This window comes from Pseudomonas sp. MS646, assembly GCF_036693845.1.
Lineage (GTDB): Bacteria > Pseudomonadota > Gammaproteobacteria > Pseudomonadales > Pseudomonadaceae > Aquipseudomonas > Aquipseudomonas chlororaphis_E.
In genome coordinates this window covers 4036742-4051503 of sequence record NZ_CP144763.1, presented here as the reverse complement: position 1 = coordinate 4051503, position 14762 = coordinate 4036742, and the positions used below count along the sequence as shown (strand labels likewise).

Sequence of the window (14762 nt, the reverse complement as noted above, 5' to 3'; positions counted from 1 at the left end):
GCAATCGTGACTGACCAAGCGTTTTCGCGAGCCGGTTCGTTCCCTCAGGTTTGTGTATTGTCCGGCCCATTGCGGCCAAGCTGTTAAGATTCCGGCGTCTTTCTCTTCGGCCTGCCGCCATGCTGCTTCCCGCCCTCGACTGGCATCCCCAACCTCGACTCGACCCCTTGCCCCTCGACTGGCTCGCCCTCGCCGGTGTTGAAGTGGCGGTGTTGCGCCTGGACCAGATCGACCCGCTGATCAGCGGCAACAAATGGTTCAAGCTGGTGCATCATTTGCGCGCGGCGCAGGAGGCGGGAGCCGAGGGGGTGATGAGCCTGGGCGGGGCCTATTCCAATCACCTGCATGCGTTGGCGGCTGCCGGCAAGCGCTTCGGCTTTCCGACGCTCGGACTGCTGCGCGGCCACCCCATGGACACGCCCACGGTGCGGGACCTGAACGCGTTCGGCATGCAATTGCACTGGTTGGGGTATGGCGGCTACCGCGAGCGCCACGCGGCGGATTTCTGGGGGCCCTGGCAGGCGCGTTATCCACAGTTGTATCCCGTGCCCGAAGGCGGCTCAGGATTGGCCGGCGCCCAAGGTTGCATGGCGTGGGTGGCCAGTGTCCGCGAACAACTGACGCGATTGGGGTGGGCGGATTATCACGGCTGGTGGCTGGCGTGCGGCACGGGGACGTCGCTGGCGGGGCTGGTGCTGGCCGAAGCGGGGGAGCGCCCGGTGTATGGGGTGCTGGCCGTGCCCGAGGACCACGGGGTGGCGCCGCAGGTCGAGCGCATCGTGACGGCGGCCGGGCTGACTCGGGCGCGTTATGAACTGCTCGACGGCAGCCGCGGCGGTTTTGCCCGGGTCGATGCCCAGCTCAGCGACTTCATTTCGACCACGGGCGCCATCGAGTTGGAACCGCTGTACACCGGCAAGGCGCTGATGCTGCTCAAGGCTCAGATCGAAGCCGGGCGGTTCGCCCGAGGTACGCGCCTGATCTTTGTGCACACCGGCGGCTTGCAAGGCCGCCGGGGGCTTGAATAGACCGTCTTCAGCCGCGCTTGGGCATCATCCGCAGCAGCGTGTTGTCGCGCACCACGTAGTGGTGATACAGCCCCGCCAGGGCATGCAGGCCAATCAACCAATAGCCGATGGTGCCACCCAGCACGTGCCAGCCCTCCAGCTGTTTGGCGAAATCCTTGTCCTGATGAGTGATCAGCGGCAGGTCGAAACCGTAGAACATGACCTGGTGCCCTTCGGCGCTGGTGATCAGCCAGCCCAGCAGCGGCATGGCGATCATGAACAGGTACAGGGCCCAATGCATCAGGCGAGCGAGGAAGGTCTGCCAGACAGGCGATGCCGGGAAGATCGCCGGCGCCTTGCCCATGCTGCGGGCGAACAGGCGCAGCCAGACCAGCAGGAACACCGTCAGGCCGAGCATGAAGTGGGCTTCCTTGATCAGGGTTCGACCGCCGCTGCCCTTGGGGAAGATTCCACGGAACTCGATGCAGGCATAAACCACGGCCAGCAGGACCACCATCAACCAATGCAAGGTGACCGTGACGGTACTGTAGCGGCTTTCTGAGTTTTTCCAGGGCATTGCAGGTATCTCCAACAATCAGGGTAGAGCGCCGTCTTTTGCGGCGTTGTGTTTACTGTAAGCCCGTTTCGCTGGGTTTGCTTGTGCTGGATCACGTTTTGTCAGGGAGCAAGGTCGGGCGGGTTCAGAAGCCAGTCCAAAAGCAGCCCGGCATCCGGTGTGTGCTGTGGTGATTGCGGTGCGGCGGTCGAGCCGGCGCCGGTGTCGAAAACGCCGGGACAGAGCACCGGCCGGTCGGGATCGCCGTCGAGAAAACTCACCAGCACCTGGCTGCCCGCCGTCAGTACAGGAGGAGTGCCGAGCGATAATCGCGACACCGGCAGGGCGATGGCTTCCTGGTCCGGCGCCCACAGGCTGACACTGACCTGGCCGTGTTCATCGGGCCTGGCCGGTTGGCCGGCGTGACCGAGCACGTGGGCCAGGTGATAGCCAGGAATGCGGGGCTTGGGATGCCTGAGGGCGGGCCTGAACACGGTGGACCAGGGGATGGCGGTGAATCGGTTGCGGTACTGCCGGGTCGACGGGGTGGCGGGCAGGTTCGGTTCAAGGATGGAAAACTGTCGACCGCGATGTTGCACGTCAACGATCAGCCATTGATCGTTGAAGGTTGACACCGGGTGTTCGTCGATCTGGACGAGGTGGCCGCCACGCAGGGCCGGTTGGGTGCTTTGGCCGTGGATCTCCCGTTGCCGGCAGCGTAGCCGTTCAAGGTGGCGACGACCGGCCTGGTGACGGTGAGCCAGGGCCGGGTCGCCCCGCAGGGCCTGGTGAGGCGGGCTGTCAAAGGCGTGGTTGGCGGCGAAGGCCTCGGTCTCGCCCATGGCCCGGTCGCTGAACCCGCCGGGCGGGGTGGGGGTCATGGGCTGGTGGCGCAGGTACAACCGCTGGATCGCCGGCTCCGCGCTGGCGTCCGGCCGCAGGGGCAATGCCAGCGGCGCAGGGGGAAAGCTCTGCGGGTCTTCGGCAAACACCAGGACATGGCCCTGGGGGCTGTGCTCAAAGTGGTAGTGGATGCCTTCTTCCTCGCACAGCCGTTGCAGCAAGGCCAGGTCGCTTTCCTCGTATTGGATGCAGAACGGACGGCGCGGGTATTGCCCATGGGGCAGTTCGAAGCGGTAGCTGTCGGCGGGCAGGGCGTGGTCGTCCAGCAGGCGCTGCAGCATCTGCACGGCGCTGAGCCGGTTGAACACCCGCCGCCGCGGGCCTTGTTCCAGGCGCTGGAGGTAAGGCACCAGCGTCACCCGATAGCCGATGCGATGGGGCGCGCGCGCGCTCAGGTGGACGCTGTGGACGACCCCGTGGATGCCCGATTCGGCGTCCAGGCGCAGGAAGGCCGGTTGTCCCAGCAGCGTGTCGGGGTTCATCGGTGGCGCCAGGCTGATCAGTTCGAGGTTGAAGCGGTAGGGTTGGTTGAGGGCTTCGCGGCCGTTGAACCGTAGCACTTGCAGCTGCAAATCGCTTTGCGTGAAGGTCAGGCTGAAAGGACTTTCCATGTCGTTGCGCATCGCGGCTCTTACTGGCGGGGAGAAGCGCAGAGGGTACGAAACCGTGGACGGGAACGGGGCCTGTGCGGCGCTATTTCAGAAAGGCCCTACAAGATGCTGCGCAAATGTCGATCCAGCAGGCCGAATTTTTTGGTCGATCAGCCGGTTTAGGCCGTATAAACTGGCGCCACAGCGCCGGCCAGCAGATGTCTCGGCGCGTCAGACAAGAGAGTGAGTGATGGGCGCACAGTGGAAGGTTAAACACAAAGAAGCGGCTGCGAACGCCAAGGGCAAGATTTTCGGCAAGCTGGTGAAGGAAATCACCATTGCCGCGCGCAACGGCGCCGATACAGCGACCAACGCGCACCTGCGCCTGGTGGTCGAGCAGGCGAAAAAGGCCTCGATGCCCCGCGAGACCCTGGAACGTGCGATCAAGAAAGGTTCGGGCCAGCTCGGTGAAACCGTGCAGTACCACCGTGTCACCTACGAAGGTTTCGCGCCGCATCAGGTGCCGCTGATCGTTGAGTGCGTGACCGACAACATCAACCGCACCGTTGCCGAGATCCGTGTGGCCTTTCGCAAGGGCCAGCTGGGGGCTTCGGGTTCGGTGGCGTGGGACTTCAACCATGTGGGCATGATCGAAGCCGCGCCGGACAGCCCGGATGCCGATCCGGAACTGGCCGCCATCGAGGCCGGTGCCCAGGATTTCGAGGCGGGCGAAGAGGGCGCGACCCTGTTCCTTACCGACCCTGCCGACCTCGACGCCGTGCAGAAGGCCTTGCCGGAGCAGGGTTTCACGGTGCTGTCGGCCAAACTGGGCTACCAGCCGAAAAACCCGGTCAGCGGCCTGACCGACGAGCAGATGGCTGAAGTCGAAGCCTTCCTCGAAGGCCTCGACAACCACGATGACGTGCAGGACATGTTTGTCGGGTTGGCGGGGTAAGCAGCCCTTTGGGTGGCGAGGGAGCACGCTTCCTCGCCGCGGTCAGCGTTTCAACCCGCTCAAAAGCGCTTCAATTTCCTCGAAACCCGGTCGCGCCAGCACCTCCGGCTGACAGCAACGTGACTGCAAGCCTTGCAACGTTGCCTGCATCGCCCCCTCGGGCGTCGGCTCGATGCGCGCCAGCAGTTCCCCCAGCAAGATCCCGAAGGCACGCACTTCGATGCGTTGCAGGGCACGCGTCTGCACGGTGTCGGTGGTGGCGTGGAACGACGCTGCGCCAAAATCCCCCAACAGGCAGTCGCCCTGGTCATTGAAAAGAATGTTGTGAGCGTACAGATCGCCATGGGTGATGCCCTGGCGGTGCAGGTGGGCTGCCACCGCAGCGATGCCGTGGGCGATGCGCAAGGCGGCGGGCGCATCGAGGCGCAATTCGTCCGCGTACACGTCACGGGTGCACGAGGCCAGGCTCGGCAGCCCGGCGAGGTTGCGGTAGCGGGGCTCGATCAGCGCCATCACCAGCCCGGCCTGTTGCTCGGGATGCCCGACGACCTGGCCCAACACCTCAATCAACTGCGGATGCCGGCCCGCGGTGATGCAGGCATGCATTTCATGCAGGGGCGAGCCGTCGCTGGTCATCTGGCCTTTGTACAGCTTCACCGCGACGGTCCGAGGCGCCTGGCCCGGGGCCTGCCACAGCGCTTGATGGATCACGCCCGATGCACCCTCGCCCAGGGTGTGTTGCAGAGTCAGTTGCGACCAGTCAATGGGTGTCGTGGTGTTCAGTGCGGCGAGGTCGGCCTGGGTTTCCAGCGGGTTGCCGGCGTAGGCCAGCCAACTGAGACGCGGCAGTTGCAGCAGGCCGGGCGGCAGTTCGTCCAATTGATTGGCGGCGATGCGCAGCAGCTCGAGACGTTGGCACTGGCCCAGGCTGGCCGGCAACTGGCGCAGGCGATTGCCGGCCAGCATCAGTTTTTGCAGGTCCGGGCGTTGGCCCAGCTCATCGGGTAACTGGCTGATGCAGTTGTCCGTCAGGATCAGCCAGCGCAGCCGTGGCGGCAGGGCGGCGCCCGTGACACGCTCGATGCGGTTGGCCTTGAAACCGACCATGGTCAATGCGTCGCATCGACCCAGGCATTCGGGCAGTTCGGTGAAGCGGTTGTCCGAGCAGAACAACACCCGTAGACGGGTCAGCCGATGCAGGTCGTCGGGCAGCGCGTCGAGCTGGTTACCGCTGAGATTGAGGATCTCGAGCGTGTCGGCCAGGTCGAAGATTTCCGGGGGAAACTGTGTCAGGCCGCAGGCCAGGTCCAGGCGGGTGACGCCCGAGAGCTGGCCGGCGCGAAGTCGTGTGAGGGTATCCATGGGGAGCGGTCGCTGTCGATCCAGAAGCGTCTGATGCCCGCTATTCTGTTACAAAACCCTGTGGCGAGGGAGATAAATCCCCTCGCCACACGCGCCATACCGGTTAGCGCTCGACGCTGCGGTTCCACCGCGCATTCCAGGCGGGGCGCTGTTCGTTGACCTGGTCCCAGTCTACGGCAATGGCGGTTTCCAGGTACTGCTTCATCGCTTGTACCTGGCCACGGGTCTTGTCGGTGGTCGGGGTGTTGGGGTTGGACGGGATCTGGTCGCCTTCTTCCAGGGCAATGGCCTGGGCTTCAGGCGTCAGCAGGAAGGCGGCGAGTTTCTGCGCCAGTTCGGGTTGGGTGTTCTGGGCGATGGTGCATTCGGCGACGTTGAGGACCACCGCGCCTTCCTTCGGCTGCGCGTATTCCACCGGCATGCCCTTGAGTTTCAGCGCGGTCACCTGGGTCGGCGTGAGCGGGAACAGCGCCGCTTCGTCGGTCTGCAGCATTTCAGAGATCTTCGCCGAGCTTGGAATGTACTCCAGCACGTTGCGCCCGACGGTGTTCGGCCAGGCCTTGAAGCCCGGTTCGACGTCGTTTTCACTGCCGCCCTGGATCCGGTTGAACATCAGGAAACCGTGCAGGCCGAAGGTCGACGAGGCCATCGACTGGAACACCACTTTGTCCTTGAAGCGCGGGTCGGCCAGGTCCATCCAGGAGGTCGGTGCATTCCAGCCTTTTTCCTTGAACAACCGCGTGTTGTAGGCCAGCCCCGTCACCCCGAGGCTGACGGCCACGGCCTGGTCCTTGATACGACCCTTGGCCGGGATCTGTGCCAGGGTCGGGCTGTCTTCGAGTTTGTCGCACAGCCCCATGGAGATGGCGCGGTACATGATGCCGTCATCGAGGAACATCACGTGCATCTGCGGGTTGCCTTTGCTGGCCTGGACCTTGGCCAGGATGTCGGCGGACGTACCGGGCACGATCACCACCTTGACGTTGTTGGCTTTCTCGAAGGCCGGCAGGACCTTGTCGGCGTAGAGCCGTTCCATGGTGCCGCCGTTCATGCCCAGGTAAAGCGTTGGCTCGGCGTATGCCTGGCCGGCGGTGAGCGATGCGCTCAAGCAGGCACAACCCAGCAGTGCAGTGCGTTTGACGTTATTCATGGCGCGACCTTCCTCTATCAAGCAACGGAGATGGAGTGAAACCGGGTGATGGAAAACGCATCCAGCGGCGTGCTCGACGCGCCGCTGCAGATGATCTCGGTGAGCGCCTGGCCCACCGCGGGGCCGATCTGGAAGCCGGCGCCGGCAAAGCCGAACGCATGCAACAGGCCGGGTTGGGTGCTGCTGGGGCCGATCACCGGCTGGCGATCGGGCAGGTAACCTTCGGTGCCGCTCCAGGTACGAATCGCCTGGGCGCCTTCCAAAAATGGATAGAGTTCCACGGCCTGGCGCAGGATTTCGACCACGGCATTCTGCCCGGGCCGGGCGCGCGCTTCGTCCAGGGCAAAACCCTGGCCGCCGCCCAGGACACAATTGCCCCGTGCGACCTGGCGTGCGTAAATCCCGCCGCCTTCGACGCCAGTGCTGGCATCCATGACCACGGGCAGGGGTTCGGTGACCAACATTGCCGGATGCCCGGCGTGCATCGGCACCGCTTCGCCGAATTGCGCGGCGAAGTGGCTCGCCCAGGCTCCGGCGCAGTTCAGCAACCAGGGCGTATGGAGCACCAAGCCAGGCCGGGTGTGAACGGTGAAGCGATGGCCGTCATGGTCCACGCTGTCGACGGCGCATTGTTCGTGCACTTGTGCGCCGTGCCGGCGGGCGGCCTGGGCAAAGGCCGGCGACACCAGGCGCGGATTGGCGTGGCCGTCATCCGGGCACAGCGATGCCCCGACCGCCACGGCGCCGACCCACGGGAAGCGGGCACGCAATTGATCGCGATCGAGCAGTTGCAGGTCGAGGCCGAAGCCCTGGCTGCTGGCGGCGTAGTCGTGCAGGGCGCGAAGATCGTCGAGGCTGCGGGCCAGTTTCAGGTGGCCGCTGCGCTGGTACTCGCCGTCGATGCCGATCAACTGGGGGAGCTGGCTCCAGATTTCATGGGCCCGTTGCGACAACGGCAGTTGCGACAAGGGACGACCCTGGCGCCTGACGCCACCGTAGTTCACGCCGCTTGAGTGCGACCCGCAGAAATCCCGCTCCAGCAGCGCCACCCGGCGTCCGGCCCGACTCAGGAACAACGCGGCCGAGGCGCCCACGATACCGCCGCCAATGATCACCACGTCGACGTCGTTCATGGCGCCACCTCCAGGCCGAACGGCACGGGTTTGATGGGCGCCTGGGCCCGCAGGCGGCCGATGTCGGAGACCGGGCGGCCACTCTCGCAGGCAATGATTTCCGCCGCCGCGGCGCCGCACATACGGCCCTGGCACCGGCCCATGCCGACCCGGCAATGGGCCTTGACCCGGTTGATCTCCCAATGGCCTTCGCCCACCACCCGGCGAATATCACCGACGCTGACTTCTTCGCAGCGGCAGATCATCAGCTGATCGGCGGCGTCGGCGGCCCAGCCTTCGGGGAAGGCAAATGCGCGCTCCAGGCCTTGCCGGAACCGGCCGATGCGCTCCAGGGCCTGCTCCAGTTGGTGGCAGCGCTGCGAATCGATCCGGTAGCCAAGGTCTTCGAGCAGGGCCAAGGCGGCGCGCTCCCCGGCCATTTCCGCTGCGTCGGCGCCCATGATGGCGGCGCCGTCGCCGGCCAGGTAGACCCCGGGGACGCTGCTACGCCCGGCACCGTCGCGTTGCGGCAGCCAGGCGCGGTTGAGGGGGTTCCAGGAAAACCCGCAGCCGAGCAGGTCGGCCAGCTGGGTTTCGCTGCGCAAGCCATGGGCGAAGGCCACCGCGTCGCACTCGAGGGTGTGCTCGCCCTTGGCGTTGTGCCAGCGCAGCGATTGCACCTGGCGTGTGCCGTCGATGCGCGACAGGCGGGCGCCTTGCAGCACCTTGATGCCGTGGGCCGTCAGCCAGGCGCGGTAATACAGCCCCTTGGCCAGGGTGACGGGCTGAGCCAGCAAGCCGGACAGGGCGCGGACCTGGGCGCTGAGCGGTGAACTGTCGAGCACGGCGACCACCTGGGCGCCCGCGCGGGCGTACTGATACGCCACCAGGTACAACAGCGGTCCGCTGCCGGCGAACACCACCCGCTCGCCGATGGCGCAGCCCTGGAACTTCAGGGCGATCTGCGCCGCGCCGAGGCTGTACACCCCCGGCAAGGTCCAACCCGGCACGGGCAGGATGCGGTCGGTGGCGCCGGTGGCGACGATCACGCTGGCGTATTCAAGGCGCTCGGCGTGCCCTTCGTGCAAGGTGTCCAGCAGACCGCCCTCGGCGTTCCATACCAGTGTGTCGGGACGGTAATCGAGCTGTTCGCGCAGGTCGTCGAGGGTCTGGTGCAGGGCATTGGCCTTTTGCGCCTCGAAGCCATAGAGCTTGGCTGGCGAGCGCTTGAAATTGGCCGGTTGGCGCCGATAGATCTGTCCGCCGCCGCGGGCTGCCTCGTCCAGCAGAACGGGGTAGACACCGTGGGCGACCAGGGTTTGCGCAGCACGAATACCGGCCGGGCCCGCGCCGATGATGGCGATGGGTTTCATGGCCACCTCCTCGGTTGGGGGTGGGGATTTGCGGCGCGGGTGAAGCCGCCTTCGCGGGCAAGCCCGTTCCCACAATGATCTAGTGGTGATCCTCGATGCTGTGTTCGCCACCCATTCCCTGTGGGAGCGGGCTTGCCCGCGAAGGCGGCGGCACATTCAGCGAAGGCGGCACTCATACGCGCCGCCCCGGTTCACGGCTGATCTGATGGCCTGCTTCGAGCAGGGTCGAGCAGGCCCGGACGCGGCGGCCGTCGCCCAGGCGGACCCAGCAATCCTGGCAGGCGCCCATCAGGCAGAAGCCGGCCCGGGGTTCGGCGCTGAAGTCGCTGCCGCGCAGGTGGTCGCTGCAGGTCAACACGGCCGTGAGCAGGGTGTCGCCCAACAGGCCGGTGGCCGGTGCGCCGTCGAGGGTAAAGTGCAGGGCCGGGCGGTCGCCTTCGGCCAGTCGTTTCAGCAGAGCCATGGCGCCCTCATTGTTTACCTACCAGGACCCGATCCAGGCCATAGACCCGATCGAGCAGAATCATCGTCAGTGCCGTGAGCGCGATGACCAGGGCCGATACCGCCGCCATCATCGGGTCGATGGATTCAGTGGCGTAGACGTACATGCGCACCGGCAAGGTCTGCGTGGCCGGCGAGGTGACGAAGATCGACAACGTGACCTCATCGAAACTGTTGATGAACGCCAGCAACCAGCCCCCGGCCACCCCCGGCAGAATCATCGGCAGGGTGATTTGCCGAAACAGCGTAAAGCGCCCGGCCCCCAACGATTGCGCGGCCTGCTCGGCACTGCGGTCCAGGCCGATGGCCGAGGCGAGCACCAGGCGCAGTACATACGGCGTGATCACCAGCACGTGGGCGAAGATCAGCCAGGTGAAATTGCCATTCACGCCCATCAGGGCAAACAGACGCAGCAGCGCCACCCCCAGCACCAGGTGCGGAATGATGATCGGCGACAGGAACAGGCCGTTGAAGAAGTCCCGGCCGGGGAATTCGAGCCGGGTGATCGCCAGGGCCGCCGGCAACGCGATCACCGTGGCCAGCGAGGCGGCGCAGAACGCCAGGATCAGGCTGTTGTAGAACGCATCGACAAAGTCTGCGCGTTCGAACACGGCGCGGAACCAGCGCAACGAAAACGTCGTGGTCGGCAGGCTCAGGGTGTTTTCCGGGGTGAAGGCCACGAGGCACACCACCACCAGCGGCGCGAGCATGAACACCACCACCAAGGCATGGAACAACAGGGCGAAAGGACCGTTCCTGGACATGACGAATTACCCCAATGACTTCTTGTAGCGGCCTTCGATCATGCGGTTCCACGAGAGCATGATCAGCAGGTTGAGCAGCAGCAGCGCGACGGCGATGGCGGCTCCCATGGGCCAATTGAGTTCCGACAGGTATTGGTCGTAGATCAGCGTGGCGACCATTTTCAGGCGACGCCCGCCGAGCAGTCCGGGGATGGCGAACGAGCTGGCGGCGAGGCCGAACACGATCAGCGTGCCCGACAGCACGCCGGGCATGATCTGTGGCAGCACCACCTGACGGATCACCGTGAACTGACTCGCCCCCAGCGACAGCGCGGCCTGTTCGGCGGCGGGATCGAGTTTCTGCAGCGAGGTCCAGACCGGGATGATCATGAACGGCAGCATCACGTGAACCAGGGCGATGACCACGGCAAACGGGGTGTAGAGCAGTTTCATCGGTGAGCCACCGAAGGCCTGCAGCGTCTGATTGACGAGGCCGTCGGCGCCGAGCAGCAGGCTCCAGCCGAAGGCGCGGACCACCACGGATATCAGCAACGGCGTGAGGATCAGGATCAGAAAAATCGAGCGCCACGGCGCGCCCATGCGACTGAGAACGTAGGCTTCGGGCACGCCGATGAGCACGCACAGGAGGGTGGTCAGTGCACTGATCCACAAGGTGCGCAAAAAGATCTCGTAGAAGTACGGGTCACCGAGCAGGCTGGCGTAGTGGTCGACGGTGTAGGCGTTGCTGTCGATACCCGAGCCGTAGTCGAAGACATTGAACGACAGCACCAGCGTCAGGCCCAGCGGGACGACCAGCAGGCCCAGGTACAAGGCCAGGGCGGGCGCAGACATCAGGTAGCCGTTGCGTGCGCGGCGCATGGCCGCGATCCACTTCATGCCGGCACCTCGTCGCGGCTCAGCACCCGCAGCAACGCCGGGTCCCAGTCCAGGCCCACCGCGGTGCCTTCGGCCAGTGGTGCTCCGCCGTCGTTGCGCCGCACCACGCACAGTTCGCCGAGGCTGGTCGAGACGCCGTACAGCCATTGGCTGCCAAGAAAAAAGCGACTGGCCAGGGTACCTTGCAGTCGGCCGGAGCCGGCGGGGCAGAGGTCGATTTTTTCCGGGCGCAGGCTCAGCGTCAGGTCGCCCTGGCCGTGGAGCGAGGCCTGGACGACGCCGTTGCTGTCGCGCTCGCCGGGCAGCAGGTTGGCTTTGCCGACGAAGCCTGAAATGAATTCGGTGCGCGGGTGTTCGTAGAGGGTGTAGGGCGCGTCGACTTGGGTGATGCGCCCGGCCTGCATCACCACGACGCGGTCACTGATGGACAAGGCTTCGGATTGGTCGTGGGTCACCATCAACGTGGTGATGCCGACTTCGCGCTGGATGCGGCGGATTTCGTATTGCATTTCCTCGCGCAGGTTGGCGTCGAGGTTGGACAGCGGTTCGTCGAGCAGCAGCACCGGGGGTTCGATCACCAGCGCCCGGGCCAGGGCCACGCGTTGGCGCTGGCCGCCTGACAATTCCCGAGGATAACGGTCGGCGTGCAGGTCCAGGCGCACCAGTTTCAGCACCTGCGCGACCCGTTGTTGCAGGTCCGCCTGGGGCACCTTGCGCATGCGCAGGCCGAAGGCGACGTTATCCCTGACGGTCATGTGGGGGAACAGGGCGTAGCTCTGGAAAACCACTCCCAGGCCACGACTGGCGGGCTTGGCGTGGGTGATATCGCGGCCGTCCAGCAGGATGCGCCCGCTGCTGACTTCGACGAAGCCGGCGATCATTTGCAACGTGGTGGTCTTGCCGCAGCCGGAGGGGCCGAGCAGGGAGACGAATTCACCTTTGTCCACCGAGAGGTCGGTGGCGACCACGGCGTCGATGTCGCCGTAACGTTTGCCAAGTCCTTCAAGTTGCACGAAAGCCATCGCTGCGCTCCACCTGGAATTGTTATGCGTCGCCGTAAGGCGCGCTTTTTTGTATGGGCAGATACGAAAAAAGTGCTGCGGGTGCGTTGGCGCTCGACGTGGGTCGGCTGCCGCTGTTGTTCGAATCGCCCCTGTATGGACGCAGAGTAGGACGAAGAATAGGATGGGCTCAATGATCTATTTCACTGAGGCGATGACTATTTTCAGTTTCATTCGTTGAGTAAATTTCTTGCATGGATATTGAATGAATAATTCCACTGATCGGAATAATGAAAAGAACGAAGTGGGCGTAGGCGCTGTCTCCCGGCTGTTTGCCGTGTTGCGCAGCCTGGGCGACACCGTCGAGGGTGGCGAACGGGTGACCCAACTGGCCCAGCGCATCGGGTTGTCCCAGCCGACGACCCATCGCTTGTTGCGCAGCCTGATGGACGAGGGCATGGTCGAGCAGGACGCGCGCACCAAGCGCTACCGGCTGAGCCTGGACTTCTTCGCCCTGGCCGCCCGCGCAGGCAACACCGGCAATCTGCGCGAACTGGTGCGGCCGGCCATGCTGCGGCTGTCGGCGTCCCTAGGGGATTCGTTGTTCCTGCTGGCCCGTTGCGGGTTCGATGCCATCTGCCTGGACCGCAGTGAAGGGCCGTTCCCGATCCGCACGTTCACCGGCGACATCGGTGGCCGGGTGGCGCTCGGCGTGGGCCAGGGCAGCCTGGCGATCCTGGCGTTCCTGCCGGAGGAAGAGCGCGACACGGTGATTCATTACAACCTGCCGCGGCTCAAGGATTTCCACCTGTACGACGAAGTCTTCCTGCGTTCGGAAGTGGAGAACGTGCGTGCCCAGGGTTACGCCGGGCGCAACACCGGCGTGCTGCAGGGCATGGCCGGCGTGGCGGTGCCGATCCTGGACCGCGATGGCCGAGCCGTGGCGGCCTTGAGTGTGGCGACGATCAGCGACCGCCTGGGCCCTGATCGCCTGCCGACGGTGGTGGAAATGCTCAAGCGCGAGGCGGCGTCGATCGGGCCGCGAATCAACCCGTTCGACCCACTGCTGCGCCGGCCTTCGCAGGTGTTTGGACAGGGTTGAGGCCGCCCGGAGCCCTTGTGGGAGCGAGCTTGCTCGCGAAGGCGATGGCCGCAACACAATGAGGTTGCCTGACACATTGCCTTCGCGAGCAGGCCCGCTTCCACAGAGCAGGGCGATGGCATCCGTGGTTCAGGATTTCCCCGCCATGATCAGAAGTTCAGGGTCTGTTTGAGTCGCTGCGCTGTCGGCGTGTCGCTGGGGATGACCATCGCATAGTTGTAGCCTGGCCCGGACCAGTACTCGGCCTGCAGTTCGCCGTCGCGACGGCTGCCGCGCGGCAGCAGGAAATTCTTCGGGCCTGGTGGGCGCACGTAGAAGCTGATCTTTTCCCCGGTCGGGTCCTGGTAGACCACCATGGCCGCCGCGCCTTGTTCGGTGCTGAGCAGGCGGCCGCTGACTGGCTTGAAGCCGGCGTTCGACAGGTCCGGCAGGCGGTTGGCCTGGGTGAAGTAGCGGTCGAGCCAGGCTTGCATGCTGTGCTCATCGCCCGTCTGGTAATCGGCCGGCAAAACGCCTTGCTGGGCGAACAGGCGGTACGCCTGCAAGGCGTCGGCCATGGGCGCGGCACTTCTGAGCAGGGTCATTTCCCGCGCCTGCCAGCCGCTGAATCCCCCGACGCTGACGGCCAACAGCAATACCGCCGCGCTGGCCAGGTGACGCCGGAGCCGGTGATTGAGGCGCCGGCGAATCATCGCCGGGTCGAGGGCTGGATTGGCCGGTTGTTGCAGCGTGCTGCCGAGGGCCGTGCGCAAGTGTTGCGCGTCCTGTTGCCAGGCCCGGACCCGGGCGGCGACTTCGGGATGATGGGCGAGGTAGGTTTCCACCAGGCGTCGGTCGGCTTCGCTCAGTTGGCGATCGACGTAGGCGTTCAGGTCGTTGTCGTTGGGGGGCATGTTGATCATTTGAGTATCCGCAGGGCAGGGCGGGTGATTTCGCCATCGCTGAGTTGGCGCAAGGCCTGGCGAGCGCGGGACAGCCGGGACATCACCGTGCCGGTCGGCACGCCGAGGATGTCGGCGACTTGCTGATAGCTCAGGCCTTCCACCGAGACCCACAGCAACAGTGCACGCTGTTCGGTCGTCAGTTGATCGAAAGCCTGCAGGGACGCCTGCGCGATCACGCTGCGTTCGGCCGAAGGGTGGGCCTCCTCGCGGCCGGTGAAAAACTCGAGCATGCGTGCATACCGTCGGGAACGGCGATGGGCATCGAGAAACTGCCGGTAGAGAATCGAAAACAGCCAGGCCCGCAGGTCGCCTTCCGGACGCTTGTCGCCCCATTTTGACAACGCCCGTTCCAGGCATGCCTGCACCAGGTCGTCGGCGTTGCTCGGGTTGCGCGTCAGCGACACGGCAAAGCGCCGGAGCCTGGGGATGAGTTCGCGCAACTGTTCATCGAATTCGTTCATGGGAGTGTGGCTTCTGGGGCAGTCACTGCGCCGGGACTGGAAAGACGACCCACGAACGAGATTATTCCAGCACAGGAAAAATAAATACGAGGCGTGGGAATAAAC

General features: G+C 65.0%; 15 protein-coding genes. 3 read left to right on the top strand and 12 right to left on the bottom strand.

Features of this window, described 5'->3' with window-relative positions; all coding sequences use genetic code 11:
• Positions 1 to 119 precede the first annotated feature (119 nt).
• Positions 120 to 1028 carry a pyridoxal-phosphate dependent enzyme gene (locus V3H56_RS17715; RefSeq protein WP_338473700.1) on the top strand — a complete coding sequence of 303 codons (909 nt, stop codon included), beginning with the start codon at positions 120 to 122 and terminating at the stop codon, positions 1026 to 1028.
• A gap of 7 nt (positions 1029 to 1035) precedes the next feature.
• Here the strand turns inward: V3H56_RS17715 and V3H56_RS17710 are convergent, their stop codons facing one another.
• Both V3H56_RS17710 and tssI read right to left on the bottom strand, forming a co-directional pair.
• On the bottom strand, positions 1036 to 1584 hold the full coding sequence (locus V3H56_RS17710; protein WP_042731920.1) for a cytochrome b: 549 nt from the start codon (positions 1582 to 1584) through the stop codon (positions 1036 to 1038).
• A gap of 101 nt (positions 1585 to 1685) precedes the next feature.
• Positions 1686 to 3089: a type VI secretion system tip protein TssI/VgrG gene (tssI, locus tag V3H56_RS17705; RefSeq protein WP_338473699.1), complete on the bottom strand. Its 1404-nt coding sequence runs from the start codon at positions 3087 to 3089 to the stop codon at positions 1686 to 1688.
• A gap of 217 nt (positions 3090 to 3306) precedes the next feature.
• On the opposite strand from tssI, the gene V3H56_RS17700 reads away from it, so the two are divergent.
• On the top strand, positions 3307 to 4011 hold the full coding sequence (locus tag V3H56_RS17700; RefSeq protein WP_338473698.1) for a YebC/PmpR family DNA-binding transcriptional regulator: 705 nt from the start codon (positions 3307 to 3309) through the stop codon (positions 4009 to 4011).
• Positions 4012 to 4053: 42 nt separating this feature from the next.
• Here the strand turns inward: V3H56_RS17700 and V3H56_RS17695 are convergent, their stop codons facing one another.
• The 8 genes from V3H56_RS17695 to V3H56_RS17660 all read right to left on the bottom strand — a co-directional run bounded on the left by V3H56_RS17695 (position 4054) and on the right by V3H56_RS17660 (position 12171).
• Positions 4054 to 5373: a leucine-rich repeat-containing protein kinase family protein gene (locus tag V3H56_RS17695; RefSeq protein WP_338473697.1), complete on the bottom strand. Its 1320-nt coding sequence runs from the start codon at positions 5371 to 5373 to the stop codon at positions 4054 to 4056.
• A gap of 103 nt (positions 5374 to 5476) precedes the next feature.
• Positions 5477 to 6523: an ABC transporter substrate-binding protein gene (locus V3H56_RS17690; RefSeq protein WP_338473696.1), complete on the bottom strand. Its 1047-nt coding sequence runs from the start codon at positions 6521 to 6523 to the stop codon at positions 5477 to 5479.
• Between the two features lie 17 nt (positions 6524 to 6540).
• Entirely contained in the window at positions 6541 to 7656 is a 1116-nt protein-coding gene (locus V3H56_RS17685) for an FAD-dependent oxidoreductase (protein WP_338473695.1), read from the bottom strand.
• Complete coding sequence (locus V3H56_RS17680) at positions 7653 to 9008, bottom strand: FAD-dependent oxidoreductase (RefSeq protein WP_338473694.1); 1356 nt, start codon at positions 9006 to 9008, stop codon at positions 7653 to 7655. Before V3H56_RS17680 ends, V3H56_RS17685 begins: the two co-directional genes overlap by 4 nt.
• A 172-nt stretch (positions 9009 to 9180) precedes the next feature.
• Entirely contained in the window at positions 9181 to 9471 is a 291-nt protein-coding gene (locus tag V3H56_RS17675; protein WP_042729079.1) for a (2Fe-2S)-binding protein, read from the bottom strand.
• Between the two features lie 7 nt (positions 9472 to 9478).
• The gene (locus tag V3H56_RS17670) at positions 9479 to 10273 is read right to left on the bottom strand and encodes an ABC transporter permease (RefSeq protein WP_338473693.1); all 795 of its coding nucleotides are present in this window, start codon (positions 10271 to 10273) and stop codon (positions 9479 to 9481) included.
• 6 nt (positions 10274 to 10279) lie between these two features.
• The gene (locus V3H56_RS17665; protein WP_042729077.1) at positions 10280 to 11149 is read right to left on the bottom strand and encodes an ABC transporter permease; all 870 of its coding nucleotides are present in this window, start codon (positions 11147 to 11149) and stop codon (positions 10280 to 10282) included.
• Positions 11146 to 12171: an ABC transporter ATP-binding protein gene (locus V3H56_RS17660; RefSeq protein ID WP_338473692.1), complete on the bottom strand. Its 1026-nt coding sequence runs from the start codon at positions 12169 to 12171 to the stop codon at positions 11146 to 11148. Before V3H56_RS17660 ends, V3H56_RS17665 begins: the two co-directional genes overlap by 4 nt.
• 244 nt (positions 12172 to 12415) lie before the next feature.
• Between V3H56_RS17660 and V3H56_RS17655 the strand changes: the two genes are divergently transcribed.
• On the top strand, positions 12416 to 13252 hold the full coding sequence (locus V3H56_RS17655; RefSeq protein ID WP_338473691.1) for an IclR family transcriptional regulator: 837 nt from the start codon (positions 12416 to 12418) through the stop codon (positions 13250 to 13252).
• Between the two features lie 149 nt (positions 13253 to 13401).
• Here the strand turns inward: V3H56_RS17655 and V3H56_RS17650 are convergent, their stop codons facing one another.
• Together V3H56_RS17650 and V3H56_RS17645 are read right to left on the bottom strand one after the other, a co-directional pair.
• Positions 13402 to 14154, bottom strand: a complete 753-nt coding sequence (locus tag V3H56_RS17650) for an anti-sigma factor (protein ID WP_338473690.1) — start codon at positions 14152 to 14154, stop codon at positions 13402 to 13404.
• Entirely contained in the window at positions 14151 to 14657 is a 507-nt protein-coding gene (locus V3H56_RS17645) for a sigma-70 family RNA polymerase sigma factor (protein ID WP_042729073.1), read from the bottom strand. Before V3H56_RS17645 ends, V3H56_RS17650 begins: the two co-directional genes overlap by 4 nt.
• Positions 14658 to 14762 lie beyond the last annotated feature (105 nt).

Bases quoted from the DNA above. Each gene is read 5' to 3' on its own strand.
- V3H56_RS17670 (WP_338473693.1), bottom strand. From the start codon at position 10,273: ATGTCCAGGAACGGTCCTTTCGCCCTGTTGTTCCATGCCTTGGTGGTG.
- V3H56_RS17700 (WP_338473698.1), top strand. From the start codon at position 3,307: ATGGGCGCACAGTGGAAGGTTAAACACAAAGAAGCGGCTGCGAACGCC.
- tssI (WP_338473699.1), bottom strand. From the start codon at position 3,089: ATGCGCAACGACATGGAAAGTCCTTTCAGCCTGACCTTCACGCAAAGC.
- V3H56_RS17645 (WP_042729073.1), bottom strand. From the start codon at position 14,657: ATGAACGAATTCGATGAACAGTTGCGCGAACTCATCCCCAGGCTCCGG.
- V3H56_RS17710 (WP_042731920.1), bottom strand. From the start codon at position 1,584: ATGCCCTGGAAAAACTCAGAAAGCCGCTACAGTACCGTCACGGTCACC.
- V3H56_RS17650 (WP_338473690.1), bottom strand. From the start codon at position 14,154: ATGATCAACATGCCCCCCAACGACAACGACCTGAACGCCTACGTCGAT.
- V3H56_RS17665 (WP_042729077.1), bottom strand. From the start codon at position 11,149: ATGAAGTGGATCGCGGCCATGCGCCGCGCACGCAACGGCTACCTGATG.
- V3H56_RS17685 (WP_338473695.1), bottom strand. From the start codon at position 7,656: ATGAACGACGTCGACGTGGTGATCATTGGCGGCGGTATCGTGGGCGCC.
- V3H56_RS17675 (WP_042729079.1), bottom strand. From the start codon at position 9,471: ATGGCTCTGCTGAAACGACTGGCCGAAGGCGACCGCCCGGCCCTGCAC.
- V3H56_RS17680 (WP_338473694.1), bottom strand. From the start codon at position 9,008: ATGAAACCCATCGCCATCATCGGCGCGGGCCCGGCCGGTATTCGTGCT.
- V3H56_RS17655 (WP_338473691.1), top strand. From the start codon at position 12,416: ATGAATAATTCCACTGATCGGAATAATGAAAAGAACGAAGTGGGCGTA.
- V3H56_RS17715 (WP_338473700.1), top strand. From the start codon at position 120: ATGCTGCTTCCCGCCCTCGACTGGCATCCCCAACCTCGACTCGACCCC.
- V3H56_RS17660 (WP_338473692.1), bottom strand. From the start codon at position 12,171: ATGGCTTTCGTGCAACTTGAAGGACTTGGCAAACGTTACGGCGACATC.
- V3H56_RS17695 (WP_338473697.1), bottom strand. From the start codon at position 5,373: ATGGATACCCTCACACGACTTCGCGCCGGCCAGCTCTCGGGCGTCACC.
- V3H56_RS17690 (WP_338473696.1), bottom strand. From the start codon at position 6,523: ATGAATAACGTCAAACGCACTGCACTGCTGGGTTGTGCCTGCTTGAGC.